At 69.5% G+C, this 22196-nt stretch carries 24 protein-coding genes and 2 pseudogenes; 22 read left to right on the top strand and 4 right to left on the bottom strand.

Features of this window, described 5'->3' with window-relative positions:
* From rho to G3N18_RS12610, 4 genes are all read left to right on the top strand, one after another.
* Positions 1-1502, top strand: a 1502-nt coding sequence (rho, locus tag G3N18_RS12625; RefSeq protein ID WP_196384634.1) for a transcription termination factor Rho, incomplete at its 5' end; no start/stop codon positions are given.
* A gap of 2 nt (positions 1503-1504) precedes the next feature.
* The gene (gene prfA, locus G3N18_RS12620) at positions 1505-2581 is read left to right on the top strand and encodes a peptide chain release factor 1 (RefSeq protein ID WP_196384633.1); all 1077 of its coding nucleotides are present in this window, start codon (positions 1505-1507) and stop codon (positions 2579-2581) included.
* A gap of 39 nt (positions 2582-2620) precedes the next feature.
* On the top strand, positions 2621-3025 hold the full coding sequence (locus G3N18_RS12615) for a hypothetical protein (RefSeq protein WP_196384632.1): 405 nt from the start codon (positions 2621-2623) through the stop codon (positions 3023-3025).
* 401 nt (positions 3026-3426) lie between these two features.
* Positions 3427-4713: an HNH endonuclease signature motif containing protein gene (locus G3N18_RS12610; protein WP_196384631.1), complete on the top strand. Its 1287-nt coding sequence runs from the start codon at positions 3427-3429 to the stop codon at positions 4711-4713.
* A gap of 44 nt (positions 4714-4757) precedes the next feature.
* Here the strand turns inward: G3N18_RS12610 and epsC are convergent, their stop codons facing one another.
* The 3 genes from epsC to cysK (G3N18_RS12595) are packed head-to-tail and all read right to left on the bottom strand — an operon-like array spanning position 4758 to position 7276.
* Positions 4758-5345, bottom strand: a complete 588-nt coding sequence (gene epsC, locus G3N18_RS12605; protein ID WP_196384636.1) for a serine O-acetyltransferase EpsC — start codon at positions 5343-5345, stop codon at positions 4758-4760.
* Positions 5346-5356: 11 nt separating this feature from the next.
* Positions 5357-6313, bottom strand: coding sequence for a cysteine synthase A (gene cysK / locus G3N18_RS12600; protein ID WP_196384630.1), 957 nt, complete (start codon positions 6311-6313; stop codon positions 5357-5359).
* Between the two features lie 12 nt (positions 6314-6325).
* The gene (cysK, locus tag G3N18_RS12595; RefSeq protein WP_196384629.1) at positions 6326-7276 is read right to left on the bottom strand and encodes a cysteine synthase A; all 951 of its coding nucleotides are present in this window, start codon (positions 7274-7276) and stop codon (positions 6326-6328) included.
* 128 nt (positions 7277-7404) lie between these two features.
* On the opposite strand from cysK (G3N18_RS12595), the gene prmC reads away from it, so the two are divergent.
* The 13 genes from prmC to G3N18_RS12530 all read left to right on the top strand — a co-directional run bounded on the left by prmC (position 7405) and on the right by G3N18_RS12530 (position 18602).
* On the top strand, positions 7405-8304 hold the full coding sequence (prmC, locus tag G3N18_RS12590; RefSeq protein ID WP_196384628.1) for a peptide chain release factor N(5)-glutamine methyltransferase: 900 nt from the start codon (positions 7405-7407) through the stop codon (positions 8302-8304).
* A gap of 25 nt (positions 8305-8329) precedes the next feature.
* The gene (locus G3N18_RS12585; RefSeq protein WP_196384627.1) at positions 8330-9055 is read left to right on the top strand and encodes an L-threonylcarbamoyladenylate synthase; all 726 of its coding nucleotides are present in this window, start codon (positions 8330-8332) and stop codon (positions 9053-9055) included.
* Positions 9052-10221, top strand: a complete 1170-nt coding sequence (locus tag G3N18_RS12580) for an MraY family glycosyltransferase (protein WP_196384626.1) — start codon at positions 9052-9054, stop codon at positions 10219-10221. The genes G3N18_RS12585 and G3N18_RS12580 overlap by 4 nt, the downstream gene beginning before the upstream one ends.
* Positions 10218-10811, top strand: a complete 594-nt coding sequence (locus G3N18_RS12575; protein ID WP_196384625.1) for a Cg1360 family ATP-synthase-associated protein — start codon at positions 10218-10220, stop codon at positions 10809-10811. The genes G3N18_RS12580 and G3N18_RS12575 overlap by 4 nt, the downstream gene beginning before the upstream one ends.
* A 140-nt stretch (positions 10812-10951) precedes the next feature.
* The gene (gene atpB, locus G3N18_RS12570) at positions 10952-11740 is read left to right on the top strand and encodes a F0F1 ATP synthase subunit A (RefSeq protein ID WP_230404162.1); all 789 of its coding nucleotides are present in this window, start codon (positions 10952-10954) and stop codon (positions 11738-11740) included.
* A 50-nt stretch (positions 11741-11790) separates the two neighbouring features.
* On the top strand, positions 11791-12027 hold the full coding sequence (atpE, locus tag G3N18_RS16190) for an ATP synthase F0 subunit C (protein WP_196384624.1): 237 nt from the start codon (positions 11791-11793) through the stop codon (positions 12025-12027).
* 28 nt (positions 12028-12055) lie between these two features.
* Positions 12056-12607, top strand: a complete 552-nt coding sequence (locus tag G3N18_RS12560; protein WP_196384623.1) for a F0F1 ATP synthase subunit B — start codon at positions 12056-12058, stop codon at positions 12605-12607.
* Positions 12607-13395: a F0F1 ATP synthase subunit delta gene (locus tag G3N18_RS12555; protein WP_196384622.1), complete on the top strand. Its 789-nt coding sequence runs from the start codon at positions 12607-12609 to the stop codon at positions 13393-13395. The genes G3N18_RS12560 and G3N18_RS12555 overlap by 1 nt, the downstream gene beginning before the upstream one ends.
* Positions 13396-13425: 30 nt before the next feature.
* Positions 13426-15066: a F0F1 ATP synthase subunit alpha gene (gene atpA / locus G3N18_RS12550; RefSeq protein WP_196384621.1), complete on the top strand. Its 1641-nt coding sequence runs from the start codon at positions 13426-13428 to the stop codon at positions 15064-15066.
* Positions 15067-15095: 29 nt separating this feature from the next.
* Positions 15096-16010 carry a F0F1 ATP synthase subunit gamma gene (locus tag G3N18_RS12545; RefSeq protein ID WP_196384620.1) on the top strand — a complete coding sequence of 305 codons (915 nt, stop codon included), beginning with the start codon at positions 15096-15098 and terminating at the stop codon, positions 16008-16010.
* 22 nt (positions 16011-16032) lie between these two features.
* Positions 16033-17487, top strand: coding sequence for a F0F1 ATP synthase subunit beta (gene atpD / locus G3N18_RS12540; RefSeq protein WP_196384619.1), 1455 nt, complete (start codon positions 16033-16035; stop codon positions 17485-17487).
* A 1-nt stretch (position 17488) separates the two neighbouring features.
* Entirely contained in the window at positions 17489-17749 is a 261-nt protein-coding gene (locus G3N18_RS12535; protein WP_196384618.1) for a F0F1 ATP synthase subunit epsilon, read from the top strand.
* A gap of 103 nt (positions 17750-17852) precedes the next feature.
* A complete protein-coding gene (locus G3N18_RS12530) occupies positions 17853-18602 on the top strand; it encodes a YaaA family protein (protein ID WP_196384617.1) in 750 nt (249 codons plus the stop codon).
* An 18-nt stretch (positions 18603-18620) separates the two neighbouring features.
* Here the strand turns inward: G3N18_RS12530 and G3N18_RS12525 are convergent, their stop codons facing one another.
* The gene (locus G3N18_RS12525; RefSeq protein WP_196384616.1) at positions 18621-19115 is read right to left on the bottom strand and encodes a DUF4282 domain-containing protein; all 495 of its coding nucleotides are present in this window, start codon (positions 19113-19115) and stop codon (positions 18621-18623) included.
* Positions 19116-19276: 161 nt separating this feature from the next.
* Here G3N18_RS12525 and G3N18_RS12520 point away from each other — a divergent pair, with 161 nt between their 5' ends.
* The 5 genes and pseudogenes from G3N18_RS12520 to G3N18_RS12500 form a co-directional block, all read left to right on the top strand.
* Complete coding sequence (locus G3N18_RS12520; protein WP_196384615.1) at positions 19277-19927, top strand: large exoprotein; 651 nt, start codon at positions 19277-19279, stop codon at positions 19925-19927.
* A 51-nt stretch (positions 19928-19978) separates the two neighbouring features.
* The gene (locus G3N18_RS12515) at positions 19979-20305 is read left to right on the top strand and encodes a 6TM ABC transporter family protein (RefSeq protein WP_196384637.1); all 327 of its coding nucleotides are present in this window, start codon (positions 19979-19981) and stop codon (positions 20303-20305) included.
* Positions 20278-20982, top strand: a pseudogene (locus G3N18_RS12510) (ABC transporter ATP-binding protein); the annotation flags it as partial. The gene G3N18_RS12515 and the pseudogene G3N18_RS12510, both read left to right, overlap by 28 nt.
* A gap of 9 nt (positions 20983-20991) precedes the next feature.
* Entirely contained in the window at positions 20992-21801 is an 810-nt protein-coding gene (locus G3N18_RS12505; protein WP_196384614.1) for a protein phosphatase 2C domain-containing protein, read from the top strand.
* Positions 21802-21868: 67 nt separating this feature from the next.
* Positions 21869-22196 (top strand): annotated as a pseudogene (locus G3N18_RS12500) (FtsK/SpoIIIE domain-containing protein); the annotation flags it as partial.

Genomic DNA, 22196 nt, shown 5'->3' with positions numbered 1-22196 from the left:
CCGAAGCCCCCGCCGCCGAAGGCGCCGAGCCCGCCGAGGGCGAGACCCCGAGCCGCAGCCGCAGCCGTTCGCGCAGCCGCAGCCGCGGTCGCGGCCAGAAGACCGACGGCGCGCAGCCCCAGGCGGGCGGCCAGAACGGCCAGAACGGGCAGGCCGCGCAGAACGGTCAGGCTTCCGAGGCATCCTCGAACAACAACAACGGCAACAACAACGCCAACAGCACCGACGACGCCGACGAGCAGGGCTCGAACCGCGGTCGCCAGCGCAACAAGCGCCGCGGTCAGAACCAGTCGGGCGACGAGTTCGAGACCGAGATCGGCGAAGACGACGTGCTGATCCCGATCGCGGGCATCCTCGACGTGCTCGACAACTACGCGTTCGTGCGCACGACGGGCTACCTGCCGGGCACGAGCGACGTGTACGTCTCGCTCGGCCAGGTCAAGAAGTACAACCTGCGCAAGGGCGACGCCGTCGTCGGCGCGATCAAGCAGCCGCGCGAGGGCGAGCAGTCGAGCCGCCAGAAGTACAACGCGCTCGTCAAGGTCGACGCGATCAACGGCCTGTCGGTCGACGACGCCGCCAACCGCGTCGAGTTCGGCAAGCTCACCCCGCTCTACCCGCAGGAGCGCCTGCGCATGGAGACGGCGCCCGAGAAGCTGACGCAGCGCATCATCGACCTCGTCGCCCCGATCGGCAAGGGTCAGCGCGGCCTCATCGTCGCGCCGCCCAAGGCCGGCAAGACGATCGTGCTGCAGCAGATCGCCGACGCGATCGCGAAGAACAACCCCGAGGTCCACCTCATGGTCGTGCTCGTCGACGAGCGCCCCGAAGAGGTCACCGACATGCAGCGCACCGTCAAGGGCGAGGTCATCGCCTCGACCTTCGACCGCCCCGCCGAAGACCACACGACGGTCGCCGAGCTCGCCATCGAGCGTGCCAAGCGCCTCGTCGAGCTCGGTCGCGACGTCGTCGTGCTGCTCGACTCGATCACCCGCCTCGGCCGTGCCTACAACGTCTCGGCGCCCACGAGCGGCCGCGTGCTGTCGGGTGGCGTGGATGCCTCGGCGCTCTACCCGCCCAAGCGCTTCTTCGGCGCGGCGCGCAACATCGAGAACGGCGGATCGCTCACGATCCTCGCGACGGCGCTCGTCGAGACCGGCTCGAAGATGGACGATGTGATCTTCGAAGAGTTCAAGGGCACCGGCAACAGCGAGCTGCGCCTGTCGCGTCAGCTCGCCGACAAGCGCATCTTCCCGGCGGTCGACGTGAACGCCTCGTCGACGCGTCGCGAAGAGATGCTGCTGAGCCCCGACGAGGTCAAGATCACCTGGAAGCTGCGTCGCGCCCTCGCGGGCCTCGACCCGCAGCAGGCCCTCGAGGTCGTGCTCGGCAAGCTGAAAGAGACCTCGTCGAACGTCGAGTTCCTCGTGCAGATGCAGAAGTCGATCCCGGCCCCCGCGTCGGGTGGCCACAGCCACGGGCACGAGAACAGCATCCGCTGATCGTGTTCGAGTCCGTCGCCGGGCTGATCGCAGAGCACAAGGCGGTCCAGGAGGAGCTCTCCGACCCCGCCGTGCATGCCGACGCGGCGCGCGCCAAGCGCGTCAACCGTCGCTATGCCGAGCTCTCGAAGATCGTCGCCGCGCACGACGCGCTCGTCGCGGCATCCGATGATCTGGATGCCGCGCGCGAGCTCGCGCGCGAAGACGAGGCCTTCGCCGACGAGGTCCCCGGTCTCGAAGAGCAGGTCGCCGCGGCGCAAGAGCGGTTGCGGCGCCTGCTCATCCCGCGCGACCCCGACGACGCGCGTGACGTGATCATGGAGATCAAGGCGGGTGAGGGCGGCGCCGAGTCGGCGCTGTTCGCCGCCGACCTGTTGCGCATGTATCTGCAGTACGCGGCATCCATGGGCTGGAAGACCGAGCTGCTCGATCGGAACGAATCCGACCTGGGCGGCTACAAAGACGTGCAGGTCGCGATCAAGGGGTCGTCGACCGACCCCGCGCAGGGTGTCTGGGCGCATCTGAAGTACGAGGGCGGGGTGCACCGCGTGCAGCGGGTGCCGGCGACCGAGTCGCAGGGGCGCATCCACACCTCGACGACGGGCGTGCTGGTCTTTCCCGAGGTCGACGAACCCGAAGAGGTGCAGATCGATCAGAACGACCTGCGCATCGACGTGTACCGCTCGTCGGGCCCCGGCGGGCAGTCGGTCAACACGACCGACTCGGCCGTGCGCATCACGCACCTGCCGACCGGCATCGTCGTGTCGATGCAGAACGAGAAGAGCCAGCTGCAAAACCGCGAGGCGGGCATGCGGGTGCTCCGCGCGCGCCTGCTCGCCAAGCAGCAGGAAGAGTTGGATGCCGCGGCATCCGACGCCCGTCGCTCGCAGATCCGCGGCATGGACCGCTCTGAGCGCATCCGCACGTATAACTTTCCCGAGAATCGCATCGCCGACCACCGCACCGGGTACAAGGCCTACAACCTCGACCAGGTGATGGACGGGGCGCTCGGCCCGATCATCGAGTCGGCGATCCAGGCCGACGAAGAGGCGCGGCTCGCCGCCCTCGCCGACGGCTGAGTGCGCGGGGCGGGGCGCCGGAACCGATGCGCTCAGCGCATGTTCACGTTCGTGCTCCGCGCGCTCATCTTCGTGGTCTCGGCGGCTTTCGGGCTGATCGTCGCCGACCTCATCCTGCCGGGCTTCCGTATCGACTGGTCCCACTGGTGGGGCTTCGTGCTGGCGGTCGTGATCTTCGTGGTGCTGCAGTCGGTCCTCACCCCGTGGGCGGCCAAAGTCGCGCGCCGGAACGCTCCGGCGCTGCTGGGCGGGATCGGGATCGTCTCGACCTTCATCGCGCTGCTGATCGTGGTGCTGATCCCCGGGGCGGGCCTCGGGATCGGATCGCCGTGGTGGACCTGGCTGATCGCGCCGGTGATCGTCTGGCTCGTGACCGCGCTCGCGACCGTTCTGCTGCCGCCGCTGTTCATCAAGAAGAAGGTCGGCGACCGACGCGACGGATGAGCGGGGCTGGCGGGGAAGCGTTCTCAGCGTCGCCGGTTTCGTCGCAGGACTCTTCTGTGGGTCTTGCGTTGTTCGTAGCTATGTTCTAAACTGAGAGTGGCGGTCACCACCATTCAGGTGGGCGCAGGGAAGAGCCGGCAGGGCCACCGGACGTTGAATGCATCGACGTCTGGAGTGCCATGGACAAGCCGCAGAAGCCGCGCCGCGAGGTGCGGTTCGAAGGCGCCACGCCGGCCGCGCCTGCTGCGCCCGATCCACGGGCCTCGCGCGGTTCGCAGGGCCCGCATGCGGCGTCGGATCCGCGCGGTATCTCTTTTGATCCGCCTCTTGGCCGGCCTCTCGACCCACACTGGGCGGAGCTGTCCGCGCTCGTCGAGCGTGTCGGTGCGAACCGCGCCGAGATGTCGCGGCTGCACGCCGAGCGGGCAGAGCTCTGCGCCGAGGCGCTCGATGTGGTCGCGCGGCGGGTGGCCCAGCGCGAAGCGGCGCACCCCGGCCGCGACGTCGGGGACACGATTCCCCTTCGCGAAGTGCTCGCCGAACTGGCCGCAGCGCTGCGGGTGGGGGAGCGCACGGTCTCAGGCTGGCTCGGTGACGGCGCGGCGCTCGTGGACACGTACCCCGCGACACTCGACGCGCTGCGCGAGGGCCGCATCGACGAACGGCACGCATCGGCGATCATCGACGCCGGGGCACTTCTCGACGACGGCGTGCGCGACGAGTACGAGCGTCGGGTGCTGGTCATCGCCGAGACGGCGACCGCTCCCGAACTGCGCGACACGGCGCGCGTCGTCGCCGCGCGGCTGCAGCCCTCGATCGTCGACGAGGCCCGACGCGACGCGCTCGCGCAGCGCCAAGTGAAGACCTACGGCCTGCGCGGCGGACTCTCGCGATTGCTGTTGGACGCCCCGGCGGCGCTCGTGCAGGGCATTTTCGAACGCGTCACCGACATGGCGGGTGCCCTCACCGACGAGCCCGGTGCCGAGCTGGCCGCCGAAGCCGGTGCGGAGCCCGCAGATCGCTCGGAGTGCGAGCCCGCCGACACCCGCACGCTCGACCAGCGCCGGGCCGACATCCTGTGCGATCTGTTGCTGACCGGTGTTCCCGCCGTGGGCGGCGACGCCGGTCTGGGAGCGATTCGTGCGACCGTCCACGTCACCATCCCGGTCCTGACGCTCGCGGGCCTCGACGACACTCCGGCGGTACTCGACGGACACGGGCCGATCGACGCCGAGACCGCCCGCGTGCTGGCGGGGGCGGCGCCGGTGTGGCAGCGGGTCATGATCCACCCGGTCACCGAAGAGCCGCTGCGCCTCGACACCTATCGGCCGAGCAAGCGCCTGCGCCGACTGCTGAACGCCCGCGACCGCACCTGCCGGTGGCCCGGATGCCGCCGCTCCGCGACCCGGTCAGAGGCCGACCACACCGTGGCCTGGGAAGACGGCGGCACCACGTGCGCCGCGAACCTCGCGATCCTCTGCAAAGGTCATCACACCCTCAAACACGCCTCCGCGTGGACTGTGCGTCAACTCGGCGGGGGAAGCCTCGAGTTCACGTCGCCGACCCGGCGACGATACCGAAACGACGTCCCCGCAGTCGTCGAGGCCACCGGATCACGACTTGGCCCACCGCCCTGGCGACGCTTGCTCGAAGCCCACCACCATCCCGGGGACGCCCCGCCCTTCTGAGCGCGCACGATCGCGGTCAGAAGGATCAGGCCGTTCCGCTCGCCTCAGATGTAGTACTCCGGCGTCGTCAGCAGCGCCCGCGTGTCGTCGCCCGCGCGCCGCGCGCGCGACTTGGCGGGAACGCCGACGAGGATCGAGTCTTCCGGGGCATCCTTCGTCACGACCGCATTCGCGCCGACCGCCGATCCCGCCCCGATCGTGATCGGTCCGAGGATCTTCGCGCCCGCGCCGACCGCGACCCCGTCGCCGAGGGTGGGATGCCTCTTGCCGCCCTCGCGCGTGCGGCCGCCGAGCGTCACCCCGTGATACAGCATCACGTCGTCGCCCACTTCGGCGGTCTCGCCGATGACGACGCCCATGCCGTGGTCGATGAAGAAGCGGCGCCCGATCACCGCACCCGGGTGGATCTCGACGCCGGTGAGCCAGCGCGTCAGCTGCGAGAGAGCCCGCGCGGGGAACCGCCACCCGCGCGTCCACAGCGCATGCGCGAGCCGGTACGACCAGATCGCGTGCAGCCCCGAATAGAGCACCGCGATCTCCCACGCGCTGCGTGCGGCCGGATCGCGCAGTTTCGCCGAGGCAAGGTCTTCCCGCAGTCGCGCACGCGCCCCCAGACGCTCGACGCGAGGCATGTCACCGTCGCTCACGCCGGCACCTCTTCCTTCAGGTGCGCATACAGCGCCGTCGAGAGGTAGCGCTCACCGGCATCCGGCACGATCACGACGATGCGCTTTCCCGCCGACTCGGGTCGCGCCGCGATCTCGAGCGCCGCCCACACGGCCGCACCCGCCGACATGCCGGCGAGGATGCCTTCGCGCGTCGCCAGCTCGCGCGCGACCTCGATCGCGTCGTCGAACTGCACGTCGACGATCTCATCGATCAGCGAACGGTCGAGCACCGCGGGCACGAAGTTCGGCCCGATGCCCTGAATGCGGTGCCCGCCCGCGCGCCCCTCGCTGAGCACGGGGGAGTCCGCAGGCTCGACCACGACCACCTTGACGTCCGGGCTCCGCTCTTTGAGCACCTGCCCGACGCCGGTCACGGTGCCGCCGGTGCCCGATCCCGCGACGAACACGTCGACCCGCCCGTCGGTGTCGCGCCAGATCTCTTCCGCCGTCGTGCGGCGGTGGATCGCCGCGTTCGCGGCGCTCTCGAACTGGTGCGCGAGCACCGCGCCGGGCGTCTCGGCGGTGATCCGCTCGGCGGTCGCGACCGCCTCGGTCATGCCTTTGTGCGGATCGGTGAGCACCAGCTCGGCCCCGTAGGCCTTCAGCAGCGCCCGCCGTTCCTTCGACATCGAGGCAGGCATCGTCAGAACCACCCGGTAGCCGCGCGCCGCACCGATGAGGGCGAGCGCGATGCCCGTGTTCCCGCTCGTCGACTCGACGATCGTGCCGCCGGGCTGCAGCGCGCCCGACTGCTCGGCCGCCTCGACGAGCGCGTACCCGAGACGGTCCTTGACCGATCCGCCCGGGTTGTAGAACTCGAGCTTGACGACCACTTCGGCGCCCTCGGCCACGCGGCCCTCAGGGAGTGCGTTCAACCGCACCAGCGGTGTGTCACCGAACGCGTGGGTGATGTCGGGGACGATGCCTGCCACGTGTCGTCTGCCTCAGAGCCCGGCGGGCTCGTCGCGCAGGTTCTCGAACAGCACGGTCGAGAGGTAGCGCTCGCCGAACGACGGCACGATCACGACGATGTTCTTGCCTTCGGCCTCGGGGCGGGCCGCGACCTGCAGCGCGGCCCAGATCGCGGCGCCCGACGAGATGCCGACCAGGATGCCTTCCTTCGTTGCGACCTCACGAGCGGTGCGCAGCGTGTCGTCGAGCGACACGTCGATGACCTCGTCGATCACGGTGCGGTCGAGGATCTCGGGGATGAAGTTCGCGCCGATGCCCTGGATCTTGTGCGGCCCGGCCTTGCCCTCGGTCAAGAGCGGCGAGTCCGCCGGCTCGACGGCGATGACCTGGGCATCCGGCACCCGCTCCTTGAGCACCTGGCCGACGCCCGAAATCGTGCCGCCCGTGCCCACGCCCGCGACGAAGTAGCCGACCTCGCCGTCGGTGTCGCGCAGGATCTCCTCGGCGGTGGTCTGCCGGTGGATCTCGACGTTCGCCTGGTTCTCGAACTGGCGGGCGAGGATCGCACCGGGGGTCTCGGCGGCGATCTCCTCGGCCTTCGCGACGGCGCCCTTCATGCCGAGGGACGGCTCGGTGAGCACGAGCTCGGCGCCGTAGGCCTTCAGCAGCAGCCGGCGCTCGATCGACATCGAGGCGGGCATGGTGAGGATCACCTTGTAGCCGCGCGCCGCGCCGACCATCGCGAGCGCGATGCCGGTGTTGCCGCTCGTGCCCTCGACGATCGTGCCGCCGGGCTGCAGCTCTCCCGACGCCTCGGCGGCGTCGACGATGGCGATGCCGAGACGGTCTTTGACCGACGATGCGGGGTTGTAGAACTCGAGCTTCGCGAGCACGGTGCCGGGAAGGCCCTCGCTGACACGGTTGAGGCGGACGAGCGGGGTGTTGCCGAATGCGCTGGTGATGTCGGGGTGGATGCCGGACATGGGATGCCTTTCGTGCGGTGACGACGGAGTCGGGTGCCGGGCTCTGCCCGGGTGCGCTCCAGCCTAGGCGGCGGAGCATCTCGGGGCGCCGAATATGACGAACTGCCGCGGCTAGGCTGGGTGTACCCATGAGCACTCTGTCCCCCTCCGGCGCGCCCCGCGCGCACGAGGCATCCGTTCGCCTGTCGACGCTCGTCGCCCGCGCGACGGAGACCCTCGCGGATGCCGGTGTGCCGAGCCCCGACGTCGACGCCGAACTGCTCGCGGCGCACGCGTTCGGTCTCACGCGGGGCGCTCTCGCGGCGGCGGCGATCCGCGGCGACGACGCTCCGGCGGGCACCGCCGCGTTCGACGAGCTGATCGCGCGTCGCGCGGCCCGCGAGCCGCTGCAGCACCTCACGGGCCTCGCCCCCTTCCGTCACCTCGAACTGCGCGTCGGGCCGGGTGTGTTCGTGCCGCGACCCGAGACCGAGATGGTCGCCCAGCTCGCCATCGACGCCCTGCGCGCGGTGCCCGATGCCGCCCCGACCGCGGTCGACCTCGGCACCGGTTCGGGCGCGCTCGCGCTCGCGATGGCCACCGAGGTGCCGCACGCGCGCGTGCACGCCGCCGAGAACGCGGTCGACGCGTTCATCTGGGCGAAAGAGAACTTCGCCGCCCACGCGCCGGGCGCCCGGCTCGCCTTCATCGATCTGGCATCGGCCTTTCCCGAACTCGACGGAGAGGTCGCGGTGCTCGTCTCGAACCCGCCGTACGTTCCGGATGCCGCGGTGCCCCGCGATCCCGAGGTGCGGTACTGGGATCCGCCGTCGGCGCTCTACGGCGGCGAAGACGGCCTCGACGTCGTGCGCACCCTGTCGCAGGTCGGGCTGCGGCTCCTGCGCCCGGGCGGCACGCTCGTGATCGAGCACGGCGAATGGCAGGGCGCGCCCATCCGCGAACTGTTGGCGCGCGACGGCTGGCGCGCGACGGCGACCCACCCCGACCTCACGATGCGCGACCGCGCCACCACCGCTCTGCGTCCCTGACCCTCCGCCGTAGACTGGAGCGGATATGTCTGAGCTCTTCGACTGCCGCGACTCCGAGCAGCTGCTGCCCGGAATGCGCCGGGCACGGCAGGCCATCGCCCGAGGCGAGCTCATCGTGCTGCCGACCGACACCGTCTACGGCGTCGGCGCCGACGCGTTCAGCGCGGCGGCCGTCGCGCGTCTGCTCGCCGCGAAGGGCCGCGGGCGCCAGTCGCCGCCGCCCGTGCTCGTCGCGGGCCTCGCGACCATGCGCGCGCTCGTCTCCGAGGTGCCGGAGCCCGTCGAGCGTCTCGTCGAAGCCTTCTGGCCGGGCGGCCTCACGATCGTGCTGCCCGCGCAGCCCTCGCTCTCGTGGGATCTCGGCGACACCGGCGGCACCGTCGCGGTACGGATGCCCGCCGACCGCATCGCGCTCGAACTCCTCGAAGAGTGCGGCCCGCTCGCCGTGTCGAGCGCGAACCTCACCGGGCGCGCCGCCGCGATCGACGTGCACGACGCGGAACGGATGCTCGGCGACTCGGTGTCGGTGTACCTCGACGGGGGCGCGTCGAAGACCGGGGTCGCCTCGACCATCATCGACGCCACGGGCCTCGTCACAGGGTCTTCCCGTCCCGTGCGGGTGCTGCGTGATGGTGTCGTGCGGCGAGAGCAACTGCGCGACGTGCTCGGCGACCTGCTCGAGCCCGACCCCGACGACGCGTACGGAGAGGCCGACCGGCGCCCCGAGCCGCCGGTACGCCCTTCGTCGTGAAGTGCTACGTCTTCACCGTCATCCTGACGGCGGTCGCCACCCTCGCCTTCACGGCGATCGTGTGGCGGATCGGCCTGCGGTACCGGCTCTATCCCGAGATCCGCGAGCGCGACGTGCACACGACGCCCAAGCCCCGGATCGGCGGCGTGGCGATGTATCTCGGGGTGCTCACGGCGTTCGCGCTGTCGGCCAAGGTTCCCTACTTCTCGATCATCTGGACGGAGCCGGCGACCGTCTGGTCGATCCTCGCCGCCGCCGGACTCATCGTGCTCGTGGGCGTCGCCGACGACCTGTGGGATCTCGACTGGATGATCAAGCTCGGCGCGCAGTTCCTCGCGGCCGGGATCGTGGTCGGCTTCGGCGGCATCCAGATCTACTTCATCCCGTTCGGCGGCCAGATCGTCGTCTCGAGCTGGGTCAGCTTCGCGCTGTCGGTGCTCGCGATCGTCATCGTCATGAACGCCGTCAACTTCATCGACGGGCTCGACGGGCTCGTCGCCGGCGTCGCCCTCATCTCGAACGTGGTGTTCTTCGTCTACACCTACATCGTGGCGCGCGACACCGGGGCATCCAGCTACTCGAGCCTCGCCTCGTTCATCGCGGTCGTGCTGATCGGCGTGTGCATCGGCTTTCTGCCGCTCAACTGGAACCCGTCGAAGCTCTTCATGGGCGATTCTGGCGCCCTGCTGATCGGCCTGCTGATGGCGACCGCGGCGATCGTGTTCACCGGAAACCTCGACCCGCGCCTGCTCGGCGACAACGACGTCTTCGGTCGGTCGCAGCTGCTCGGTGCGTTCATCCCCATCCTCCTGCCGGTCGTCGTCGTGCTGCTGCCGCTGCTCGATTTCGGCATGGCGATCATCCGGCGCATGGGCAAGGGGCTGTCGCCCTTCTCGCCCGACCGCAAGCACCTGCACCACCGCATGCTCGACATGGGCCACAGCGACCGCGCCGCCGTGCTCGTCTTCTACGCCTGGACGGCGGTCGTCTCGATCGGCGTGCTGCTGATGTACATCGGCACGAGCCAGGCCTGGCCCGGCGACTACTGGCTCGGCGTGGGCTATCTGCTGCTCGGTGCTGGCGCCTGCATCGTCGTCACCCGCCTGCCGCGGCGCGGACGCACCGTCGCGACCCCCGACCACACCCCTGAACAGAGGACCGCATGACCGAGGCATCCGCCCCGAACCCCCGCCGCACACCGAAAGAGGTCTCGAGCAACCCTCTGCTCCGTACCACGCTGATCTGGTCGGCCGTCGTCACCGCCGGGCTCGCGATCGTGGGAGCGATCATCGGCTATGCCGTAACCGGCACGTCGGGGCTCTGGAGCGCGCTGGTGGCGGTCCTGCTGGCCGCCGTCTTCCTCGGCCTGACGGCGGGAACGATCCTCGTCGCGAACCGCTGGTACGGCGATCCGCTCTACACGCCGATCTTCTTCGGTGCGGTGATGGGCGGCTGGATCGTCAAGTTCGCCCTCTTCATCGTCGTGCTGTTCGTGCTGCGCGGCGCCCCGTGGCTGAACAACACGGTCTTCTTCATCGCACTGGTGGTGAGCGTCATCGCATCGCTCGCTATCGACGTCGTCGTCATGCTGAAGATGCGCGTGCCGCATGTCGGCGACGTGACGCTGCCGACCCTCGCCGACATCATCGACGAAGCGCGCCGATCGTCGGTGCCCGAAATGCCCCCGACGCCCCCGGAAGAGGGGGGCGAGCCCGCCCGCTCCACCGAGGCGGACGAGAACCCGCCGAGAGGCTGATAGTCTGTCTCTGCGCCCGTTAGCGCCGCCCTACACCCAGGAGTGCAACGCGTGCGCAGTGACGCTCACACCGACCATCGTCGCCCCGGTTCGCCGGTGCCCCGAAGCTGGAGCCAGCGCTGTTTACCCAAGCTGCGACATTGATCGCCAAGACCGCCGAAGACGGCGGCGAGTTCCACGGACCCTCCATCTCGGAGTTCTTCCCTGACGTCCTGTTCACGATCGCGGGCATCCCGGTCACGCGCATCCACCTAATCCAGTTCCTGGCGACGGCCGCGATCGTCCTGATCTTCACGCTCGGCACCCGCCGCATGCAGATCGTGCCGGGCCGATTCCAGAGCCTCGTCGAGATGGGCCTCGACTTCGTCCGCGTCAACATCGCCGAAGACCTCCTCGGCAAGAAGGACGGCCAGCGGTTCCTGCCGATCCTCACGACGCTGTTCTTCATGATCCTGTTCTTCAACCTGACGGGCATCATCCCCGGGCTGAACATCGCAGGCACCGCGATCATCGCCGTTCCGCTCGTGCTGGCGGTCGTCAGCTACGTGACCTTCATCTACGCCGGCATCAAGAAGAGCCCGAAGAACTTCTTCAAGAACTCGCTCTTCCCCTCCGGTGTGCCGTGGCCGATCTACATCATCGTCACGCCGATCGAGCTCATCTCGACGTTCATCATCCGTCCCGTCACGCTGACGCTGCGACTGCTGATGAACATGATGGTCGGCCACCTCCTGCTCGTCCTGTTCTTCTCGGCGACGCAGTTCTTCCTCTTCACCCTCGGCGGGTGGTGGTCGGCGCTCGCCGCCGGCTCGCTCGCCTTCGGGTTCGTCTTCACTCTGTTCGAACTCCTGGTGGCCGTCCTCCAGGCCTACGTCTTCACCATCCTCACCGCGGTCTACATCCAGCTCGCGGTGGCAGAAGAGCACTGAGCGGGCGAGGCTCCCGCCTCTCCCACCCAACCCCCGAAAGGAAAACACCCGTGGACGCAACTACGGTTCTCGCCGAGGTCACCGGCTCCATCGCGACGGTCGGCTACGGCCTCGCCGCCATCGGTCCCGCCATCGGCGTGGGCATCGTCGTCGGCAAGACGATCGAGGGCGTCGCCCGTCAGCCCGAGCTGGCCGGTCGCCTGCAGGTCCTGATGTGGATCGGTATCGCCTTCACCGAGGCGCTCGCCTTCATCGGCATCGCCACCGCCTTCATCTTCGGCTTCTGATCTGTCACACCACACGTAAGGAGACAGGATGCTGAATCTTGTCGCGTACGCCGCGGAAGAGGGCGAGTCGCACAACCCGCTCCTGCCGGCGCCGTACGACATTCTGTGGTCGTTCGTCTGCTTCGTCATCATCCTGTTCGTCTTCTGGAAGATCGCTCTTCCGAAGATGAAGGATCTGCTCGACAAGCGGTCGGCAGCCATCGAAGGCAACATCGCCAAGGCCGACGAGGCTCAGCGCAAGGCCGAGGCCGCGCTCGAGGAGTACACGGCGCAGCTGGCCGACGCCCGCAAAGAGGCCGGTCAGATCCGCGACGCCGCGCGTGAGGACGGCAAGAAGATCGTCGCCGAGGCGAGGGACCAGGCATCCGTAGAGGCATCCCGCCTGATCGCCGCCGCCCACACGCAGATCGAGGCCGAGCGCCAGAGCGCGCTTGTCTCGCTGCGCAGCGAAGTGGGCACGCTCGCCCTTGACCTCGCCGGGCGTGTCATCGGCGAGTCGCTCTCCGACGATGCCAAGGCGAAGGGGGTCGTCGACCGCTTCCTCGCCGACCTCGAGTCCTCCGAGACGGCGGCCAAGTAATGGGCAGCGCGACCACTCAGGCGCTGACGGCGACGACGGCGGCGCTGAACGCGGCGACGGTCGACGACCTGGGCGTCGCCCGCGAGCTGTTCATCGCGGCGCGCACGATCGGCGAGTCGTCGCACCTGAGCGGCGCGCTGTCGACGTGGGGCGTTCCCGGTGAGGCGCGCGCGGGCGTCGCGGCGCAGGTGTTCGCCACGTTCACCCCGACCACGGTGGCGCTCCTGCGCACCGCGGTCGCCGAGCGCTGGTCCGACACCGCAGACCTCATCTCGGGCATCGAAGAGCTCGCGATCCGTGCGGCGGCGAAGGCCGCTCCGGCCACCGATCTCGAGCAGGAGCTGTTCGAGGTGCTGCGCGTCGTCGCCGACAACCCCGAGCTCGAGCTCGCGCTCGGCAGCCGCCTCGCCGACAGCGCCGGAAAGGGTGCTCTCGTCGAGTCGATCCTGACCACGCGCGCGAGCGCGGCGACGACCCTCGTCGTGTCGGAGCTCGTGCAGCAGCCCCGCGAACGCCGTGTGCGCTCGCTCCTCACCCGCGCGCTGCGCATCGTCGCCGACCAGCGCGGTCGTACCGTCGCGACCGTGCACGTGGCGCGTCCGCTCGACGCAGCGCAGACCGACCGGCTGCGCGCGGCGCTGTCGGAGCGCACCGGCTCCGACATCGCCCTGAACGTCGTGGTGGATGCCTCTGTCGTCGGCGGCGTCCGCGTCGAGATCGGCGACGAGGTCATCGACGACACCGTGTCTTCGCGCTTGAACGACCTGCGGCAGCGCCTCGCAGGCTGAGAACTTTTCACTCCCACAAGAAGGAACACCATGGCAGATCTGACCATCAGCCCCGACGTCATCCGTGACGCGCTGAAAGACTTCGCCGCCGCGTACGAGCCCACGGCCGCCGCCGCCACCGAGGTGGGCACGGTCGTCGATGCCGCCGACGGCATCGCCCACGTCGAGGGTCTTCCCGGCGTCATGGCCAACGAGCTGATCCGCTTCGACAACGGCGTGGAGGGTCTCGCGCAGAACCTCGACGAGCACGAGGTCGGCGTCGTGGTGCTCGGTGAGTTCTCGGGCATCGAGGCGGGCCAGAAGGTCACGCGCACCGGCGAGGTGCTCTCGGTCGCCGTCGGCGACGGCTACCTCGGCCGCGTCGTCGACCCGCTCGGCAACCCCATCGACGGTCTCGGCGAGATCGCGACCGAGGGCCGCCGTGCCCTCGAGCTGCAGGCGCCGGGCGTCATGAGCCGCAAGAGCGTGCACGAGCCGATGCAGACCGGCATCAAGGCCATCGACGCGATGATCCCCGTCGGCCGCGGCCAGCGTCAGCTGATCATCGGCGACCGCCAGACCGGCAAGACCGCGATCGCGATCGACACGATCATCAACCAGAAGGACAACTGGGCGTCGGGCGACGTCAACAAGCAGGTGCGCTGCATCTACGTCGCCATCGGCCAGAAGGGTTCGACGATCGCCTCGGTCAAGGGTGCGCTCGAAGACGCCGGGGCCATGGAGTACACGACGATCGTCGCCGCTCCCGCCTCCGACCCCGCCGGCTTCAAGTACCTCGCCCCCTACACCGGCTCGGCCATCGGCCAGCACTGGATGTACGGCGGCAAGCACGTGCTCATCATCTTCGACGACCTGTCGAAGCAGGCCGAGGCCTACCGTGCCGTCTCCCTGCTCCTCCGCCGCCCGCCGGGCCGCGAGGCATACCCCGGCGACGTCTTCTACCTGCACTCGCGTCTGCTCGAGCGTTGCGCGAAGCTCTCCGACGACCTCGGCGCCGGCTCGATGACGGGCCTGCCCATCATCGAGACGAAGGCCAACGACGTCTCGGCGTACATCCCTACCAACGTGATCTCGATCACCGACGGCCAGATCTTCCTGCAGTCCGACCTGTTCAACGCCAACCAGCGCCCCGCGGTCGACGTGGGTATCTCGGTCTCGCGCGTCGGTGGTGACGCCCAGGTCAAGTCGATCAAGAAGGTCTCGGGCACGCTGAAGCTCGAGCTCGCCCAGTACCGCTCGCTCGAGGCGTTCGCGATGTTCGCCTCCGACCTCGACGCGGCCAGCCGTCGTCAGCTCGAGCGCGGCGCGCGTCTGACCGAGCTGCTCAAGCAGCCGCAGTACTCGCCGTACCCCGTCGAGGAGCAGGTCGTCTCGATCTGGGCCGGAACGAACGGCAAGCTCGACTCGATCGAGGTCGAAGACGTGCTGCGGTTCGAGCGCGACCTGCTCGACTACCTCAAGCGCAACACGACCATCCTCGACACGCTGCGCGAGACCAACGTGCTCGATGACGCGACCGTGGCCGAGCTCGACAAGGTCACCGACGCGTTCATCCTCGAGTTCCAGGGCGGCAAGGGCCAGGCCATCAACAAGCCCGGCCACGAAGAGGTCGCCTCGGCGAGTGCCGACGACGTGAACCAGGAGCAGATCGTCAAGGGTCGCCGCGGCTGAGCCGCGCTACCCGCTGATACAGGACATCCATGGGCGCACAACTCCGGGTCTACAAGCAGAAGATCGCTTCTGCTCAGACGACCAAGAAGATCACGAAGGCGATGGAACTCATCGCGGCTTCGCGCATCCAGAAGGCGATGGCGCGCGTGCGCGCCTCGTCGCCCTTCGCGCGGGCCGTGACGCGTGCCGTCTCCGCCGTGGCGACGCACTCCAACACCCAGCACCCGCTGACAACCGAGCGCGAGAACATCCGCCGCTCGGCGGTCGTCATCTTCGCCAGCGACCGCGGCCTGGCCGGCGCGTTCAACTCGCAGATCCTCCGTGAGGGTCTGCAGTTGGGCGAGCTGCTGCGCACGCAGGGCAAAGAGGTCGAGTACTTCCTCGTCGGGCGCAAGGCCGTCGGATACTTCCAGTTCCGGCGCATGCCGTCGGCGGGCGAGTGGGTCGGCGACACCGACACGCCGCACTTCAACACCGCCGAGCAGATCGCCGGCGCGCTGCTGGATGCCTACGACCGCGGCGGTGACGAAGAGGGTGGCGTCGACGAGATCCACCTGGTCTTCAACCGCTTCGTCAGCATGATGATGCAGGAGCCGCAGACCGTGCGTCTGCTGCCCCTCGAGGTCGTCGAGGCCGACGAGGTCGCCGAGCCGACGAGCGGCCCGACGCAGGTGTATCCGCTGTACGAGTTCGAGCCGAGCCCCGAGGTCGTGCTCGACGCGCTGCTGCCGGTCTACGTGCAGAGCCGCGTGTTCAACGCACTGCTGCAGTCGTCGGCCGCCAAGCACGCCGCGACCCAGAAGGCCATGAAGAGCGCGTCGGACAACGCCGACAACCTCATCACCGACTACACCCGCCTGCGCAACAACGCGCGTCAGGCCGAGATCACTCAGCAGATCGCCGAGATCGTCGGCGGCGCCGACGCCCTGGCATCCGGCAAGTAATTCCCACCGAAAGAGACAGACAATGACTGCCACCGCCACCGCCGAAAAGGCCGAGACGACGGTCGTCGGGCGCGTTGCACGCGTCACCGGCCCGGTCGTCGACATCGAGTTCCCGCACGATGCGATCCCCGACATCTACAACGCGCTGAAGACGACGATCACGATCGGCGACGACTCGGCCGAGATCACGCTCGAGGTCGCGCAGCACCTCGGCGACGACCTCGTGCGCGCCATTTCGCTCAAGCCCACCGACGGCATGGTCCGCGGCCAGGAGGTGCGCGACACGGGCGGCCCCATCACTGTCCCCGTCGGCGACGTCACCAAGGGCAAGGTGTTCAACGTCACCGGTGACATCCTGAACCTCGAGCCGGGCGAGCAGGTCGAGATCACCGAACGCTGGGGCATCCACCGTCAGGCGCCGAACTTCGACCAGCTCGAGTCGAAGACGGAGATGTTCGAGACCGGCATCAAGTCGATCGACCTGCTGACCCCGTACGTGCAGGGTGGCAAGATCGGCCTGTTCGGCGGCGCCGGCGTCGGCAAGACCGTGCTCATCCAGGAGATGATCCAGCGCGTCGCGCAGGACCACGGTGGCGTGTCGGTGTTCGCCGGTGTCGGCGAGCGCACCCGTGAGGGCAACGACCTCATCGGCGAGATGGAGGAGGCGGGCGTCTTCGACAAGACCGCCCTCGTCTTCGGCCAGATGGATGAGCCGCCGGGAACGCGTCTGCGCGTGGCCCTGTCGGCCCTCACGATGGCGGAGTACTTCCGCGACGTGCAGAAGCAGGACGTGCTGCTGTTCATCGACAACATCTTCCGCTTCACGCAGGCCGGCTCCGAGGTCTCGACCCTGCTCGGCCGCATGCCGTCGGCCGTGGGCTACCAGCCGAACCTCGCCGACGAGATGGGTGTGCTGCAGGAGCGCATCACCTCGACGCGCGGTCACTCGATCACCTCGCTGCAGGCGATCTACGTTCCCGCCGACGACTACACCGACCCGGCCCCGGCGACGACCTTCGCGCACCTCGACGCGACGACCGAGCTGAGCCGTGAGATCGCGTCGAAGGGCCTCTACCCGGCCATCGACCCGCTCACCTCGACGAGCCGCATCCTCGACCCGCGCTACATCGGCGCCGACCACTACCGTGTGGCCACCGCCGTGAAGCAGATCCTGCAGAAGAACAAGGAACTGCAGGAGATCATCGCGATCCTCGGTGTCGACGAGCTCTCCGAAGAAGACAAGATCGTCGTCTCGCGCGCGCGCCGCATCCAGCAGTTCCTCTCGCAGAACACCTACATGGCGAAGAAGTTCACCGGTGTCGAGGGCTCCACGGTGCCGATCAAGGAGACGATCGAGTCGTTCGACGCGATCGTCAAGGGCGACTTCGACCACGTGGCCGAGCAGGCCTTCTTCAACGTCGGTGGCATCTCCGACGTCGAAGAGAAGTGGGCGCAGATCCAGAAGGAGAACGGCTGACATGGCGCTAACCGTCACCCTCGTCTCCGCCGAGGAGGAGGTCTGGCACGGCGAGGCATCCCTCGTCGTCGCCAAGACCGTCGAGGGCGAGATCGGTTTCATGACCGGTCACGAGCCCGTGCTGGCGATCCTCGCCGAAGGTCAGGTGCGCATCACCGAGACCTCGGGCAACAAGGTGATCGCCACGGCGCAAGACGGCTTCCTCTCGATGGAGGGCGACGTGCTCACCATCGTGGCCGGTCACGCGACCCTCGCCTCCTGACCCCGCTCTCCCGCCGAGAAACCACTCCGCGCCCGAGACGCCACCCCCGCGGTGGTCTCTCGAGGCGGGAGTGGTTTCTCGCTTTCCGCCCCTGGAGCCCCCGATGCTCATCCTGCTGCCCCCGAGCGAGACGAAACGGCCCGGCGGTCGCGCCCGCGCGCTCGACCTCGACGCGCTCGCCCTGCCGCAGCTGCTCCCGCAGCGCGACGCGGTGATCGACGCGCTCGTCGCCCTCTGCGCCGACGAAGACGACGCGGCGCGCGTGCTCAAGCTCTCACCGCGTCAGCGCGGCGAGATCGCCGACAACGCGGCGCTCCGCACGGCGCCGACCCTTCCCGCCGTCGACCGCTACACCGGGGTGCTGTACGACGCGCTGGATGCCTCGTCGCTCGGCGGCCCCGAGCGCCGCTGGCTCGGCGCGCACGTGCTGATCCAGTCAGCGCCCTTCGGGCTCGTCGGCGCGCTCGATGCGATCCCCGCCTACCGCCTCGCGGCGGGCACGTCGCTGCCGGGGCTCCCGGCGCTTCGCCGGGTGTGGGCGGATGCCACGGCCACAGCTCTCGCCGAGGCCGCGCCCCGCTTCGTGCTCGACCTGCGCTCCGAAGCCTACGCCGCGCTCGGCCCGGTGCCCGCGGGCACGCGCACGGCCTATCTGCGCGTCGTGACCGACGCCGGCGACGGTACCGTGCGGGCGCTGAACCACTTCAACAAGCACGCCAAGGGCGACCTGGTGCGGCGGCTCGCCACGGGCCGCCCGCGCATCACGAACGCCGACGCGCTCTGCGCGTGGGCGGGTGAGGCCGGGCTGGTGCTCCGCCCGGGGGCGCCGGGCGAGCTCGACCTGGTCGTCTGAGCCCGGCGCCGCGCGCGGTCAGCGGCGCGAGCCGGGCAGCGTGTTCTGCGCCGTCCGCTCGGTGTTCTCGGCGATCGCGACGAGAGCCACGCCCGACTCGATCACGAAACGCAGCACGACCACCGCGAAGAACGCCAAGACCGGAACGACGATGATCGTCGACAGGATGAGCGCGATACCGCCGCCGGGGTTCCAGCCGAGCGAGCCGATGCCCGAGATGAGGCCGCCGACGAAGACGAACACGAAGGCGATGCCGATCGCGACGAGCCCGACGAGGAAGAACACACTCGCCAGGCGCCGGGTGATGAAACGCGTGAAGGTGATGTCGAAGAGGGCGGAGAGGAAACCGCGGCCGATGTCGTCGAGTTCGCCGACGAGGCGCGGCACACCGGTGTCGTCGACACCCGCGATACCCGGGGTCGTCACCTGCTCCGACTGAGCCGCCTCCTGCGCCGCCGCGGCGGCGGGGCGGTCGGGGAGAGGGGGCGGGGTCTGGTTCGGCTGGTCGCTCATGATGGTCCTTCCGGATGGATGCTCCGGCCAGGCTATCGAGCGGTTCGGGCGGCGCGCGAGTGCAGAGGCTGGTCGTGGAGGCATCCACGCCCCTACGATAAGGGCTGAAGCGCGTTCCGCGCTCTGGAGCGGCGCAAGCCGCGGGGGAAAAGAAGGAAATCATGTCTGACTATTCCGACAGCGGGGCGATCGTCGCCGCGGCATTGCTCGCAGGCTTCCTCGGCTTTCTGTTCTTCGTCGCCTACTACGTGCTCAGCTCGATCTTTCTGGGGAAGATCTTCCAGAAGGCCGGCGTGCAGGGCCAGTGGCGCGCCTGGGTACCCGTCTACAACTTCATGGTGTTCGCCAAGCTCGGCGACCTGAGCCCCTGGGTGCCGCTGATCGGCGCGGGAGCCGCCGTGGTACTCGCACCGCTCGGCCTCGGCTTTCTCGGCAGCATCCTCTTCGTCGTCTCGACGGCCCTCGCCGCATGGCGGGTGGGTCTGAAGCTGCAGAAAGAGGCGGTCTGGGTGGTGCTCTACGTGCTGCTCTCGATCGTCTGGCTCGGCATCAACGCCTACGACAAGTCGCGATGGAACCCGCTCATCCCGCCCGCGCCGTGGGCGTCGAACGGCTTCTTCGCCGACCGTACGGTGTGGCAGGGCATTCCCGTGCAGCCGTCCGCGGTGCCGCCGGCACCGGGATACCAGCCGCCGGCACCGGGCTACCAGCCGCCGGCACCGGGCTACCAGCCGCCGGCGGGCTACCAGCCGCCCGTGCCGCCGACGACCGAGCCGCCCGCGCCTCGGGTCGACGGCGACCCCCGCGTCTGATCCTCGCCCCTGCGTGGGGTCGGCGGAGGCGGGCTTGAGAGAGTTGGGCTGATGCTCGGAAAGATCCTCGCGCGGTACGTGCTGCCGGCGTGGCCGCTGCTCGTGCTGGTCGTGGTCTTCCAGCTCGGCCAATCAATCGCGTCGCTGGCCCTGCCCACCCTCAACGACAAGGGTGTGGTCACCGGCGACATCGACTACATCTGGCGTACCGGCGGCGTCATGCTGCTCGTGAGCCTGTTGCAGGTGGTCTGCTCGCTCATCGCGGTGTACTTCGGCTCGCGCCTGGCGATGGGCATGGGCAGAAACCTGCGCGCCGCGCTCTTCCACCGGGTCGTCGCGTTCTCGCAGCTCTCGGCGGCCTCGACACCCAGCTCATGACGCGCGCCGACCTGCGCTCGCGCACCGGCATGGTGCTGCAGGACACCTGGCTCTTCTCCGGCACGATCCGCGAGAACATCGCCTACGGACGGCCCGGCGCGAGCGACGAGGACATCGTCGCCGCCGCCACCGCCGCCTACGTCGACCGGTTCGTGCACGCCCTGCCCGACGGGTACGACACGGTGCTCGACGACGAGGCATCCAACCTCTCGGTCGGCGAGCGGCAGCTCGTGACGATCGCGCGCGCGTTCCTGTCGGACCCGCGCATCCTGATCCTCGACGAGGCGACGAGCTCGGTCGACACCCGCACCGAGCTGCTGATCCAGCGCGCGATGTCGCGGCTGCGCGAAGACCGCACCTCGTTCGTCATCGCCCACCGCCTGTCGACGATCCGCGACGCCGACCTGATCCTCGTGATGGAGGCCGGGTCGATCGTCGAGCAGGGGTCGCACGACGAGCTGCTGGCCGCGCGCGGCGCGTACTGGCGCCTCTACAACGCGCAGTTCGACGCTCCCGCCACCGATGACGACGACGAAGACCCGATGCTGGTGGTGCCCGAACGGGTGCCCACCGAGCCGGTGCCCGTCGTGTCGCCGGGCGCGGTGCCGCCGCTGCCGCCCGTGCCTCCGGTCACCGACGACGCCGGCAAAGACGGCCGGGCGGCCCCCGTCCACTAGAGTGTGAGCGTGCCCGAAGCCGCGACCCAGACGCGCACCGTCCCGCTGCCGGACGGTGCGATCGAACTGCAGTGGTCGGCAGTGACCCACCGCGGGCGTCGGCGCGAGGTCAATCAAGACGCCGTGCTGGCCGAGTATCCGCTGTTCGTGGTGGCCGACGGCATGGGAGGCCACATCGGCGGCGAGATCGCGAGCGCGAGCGCCGTCGACCGGTTGCGCACCGTCGCCGAGAAGGGCGACGTGACGCCCAAGACGATCGAACGCGCCCTCGCGCGCGCCGTCACCGACATCGCCTCGCACCCCGAGACCACCGACGAGGGCACCGGCACCACGGTGACGGGCGTCTATCTCGACCTCACCGGCGACGAGCCCACGTGGGTCACCCTGAACATCGGCGACTCGCGGGTCTACCTCTTCCGCGACGGCGGTCTGGCGCAGGTGACGACCGACCACTCCGTCGTCCAGGAGCTCATCTCAGCGGGGCGCCTGACGCCCGAAGAGGCCGAGAACCATCCCTACGGCAACGTCATCACCCGGGCCGTCGGCCCCTCCGACGGGGTCTCGCCCGACTACGTCCGCCTCGAGGTCGTCGACGGCGACCGGTTCGTCATCTGCAGCGACGGGCTCACCAAGGAGCTCACCGACTACGGCATCCTGCACTTCCTGCTGCAGCATGACGACCCCACCGAGGCTGCCGACGCCATGCTCGAGGCCGCGCTCGAGAACGGCGGGCGCGACAACATCACGATCATCGTGCTGAACGCGCGCCGCACCGGCGCCGCGGCGGCTGGCACCGTCTCCTCCCCAACCGGGGAATAACGCGATCCCTCCACCGATACGGGATCGGGGCCGCGCCGCGCGTGCCGTGTCGGCTTGACTGGGGCGCATGCACGATGACCTCGACGAGCCGCTTCGCCTGCCTCTTGCCCCGCCTGCACCCCCGCGCCCCGGGCTCCCCGTCGCCGCGGCGATCGTTCCGGTCGTCGGCGCGGTCGTGCTCTGGCAGCTGACGGGATCGCCCACCGCGCTCTGGTTCGCCGCGCTCGGCCCGCTGATGGCGGTCGCCTCGTTCGCCGACGGGCTGCGCAGCGTGCGCCGCGCCAAGCGGCGGGCCCCCCGCGAGGCCGCCGATGCGCTCGCCGAACTCGCCCCCGAGGTCGAGGAGCGCCACGACGGCGAGCGCCGCCGGGCGGGGCGGCGCACCCCCGACGTCG

The sequence above is a fragment of the Microbacterium paulum genome (assembly GCF_015707995.1).
Lineage (GTDB): Bacteria > Actinomycetota > Actinomycetes > Actinomycetales > Microbacteriaceae > Microbacterium > Microbacterium paulum.
This window is presented reverse-complemented; position numbering and strand designations above follow the sequence as displayed.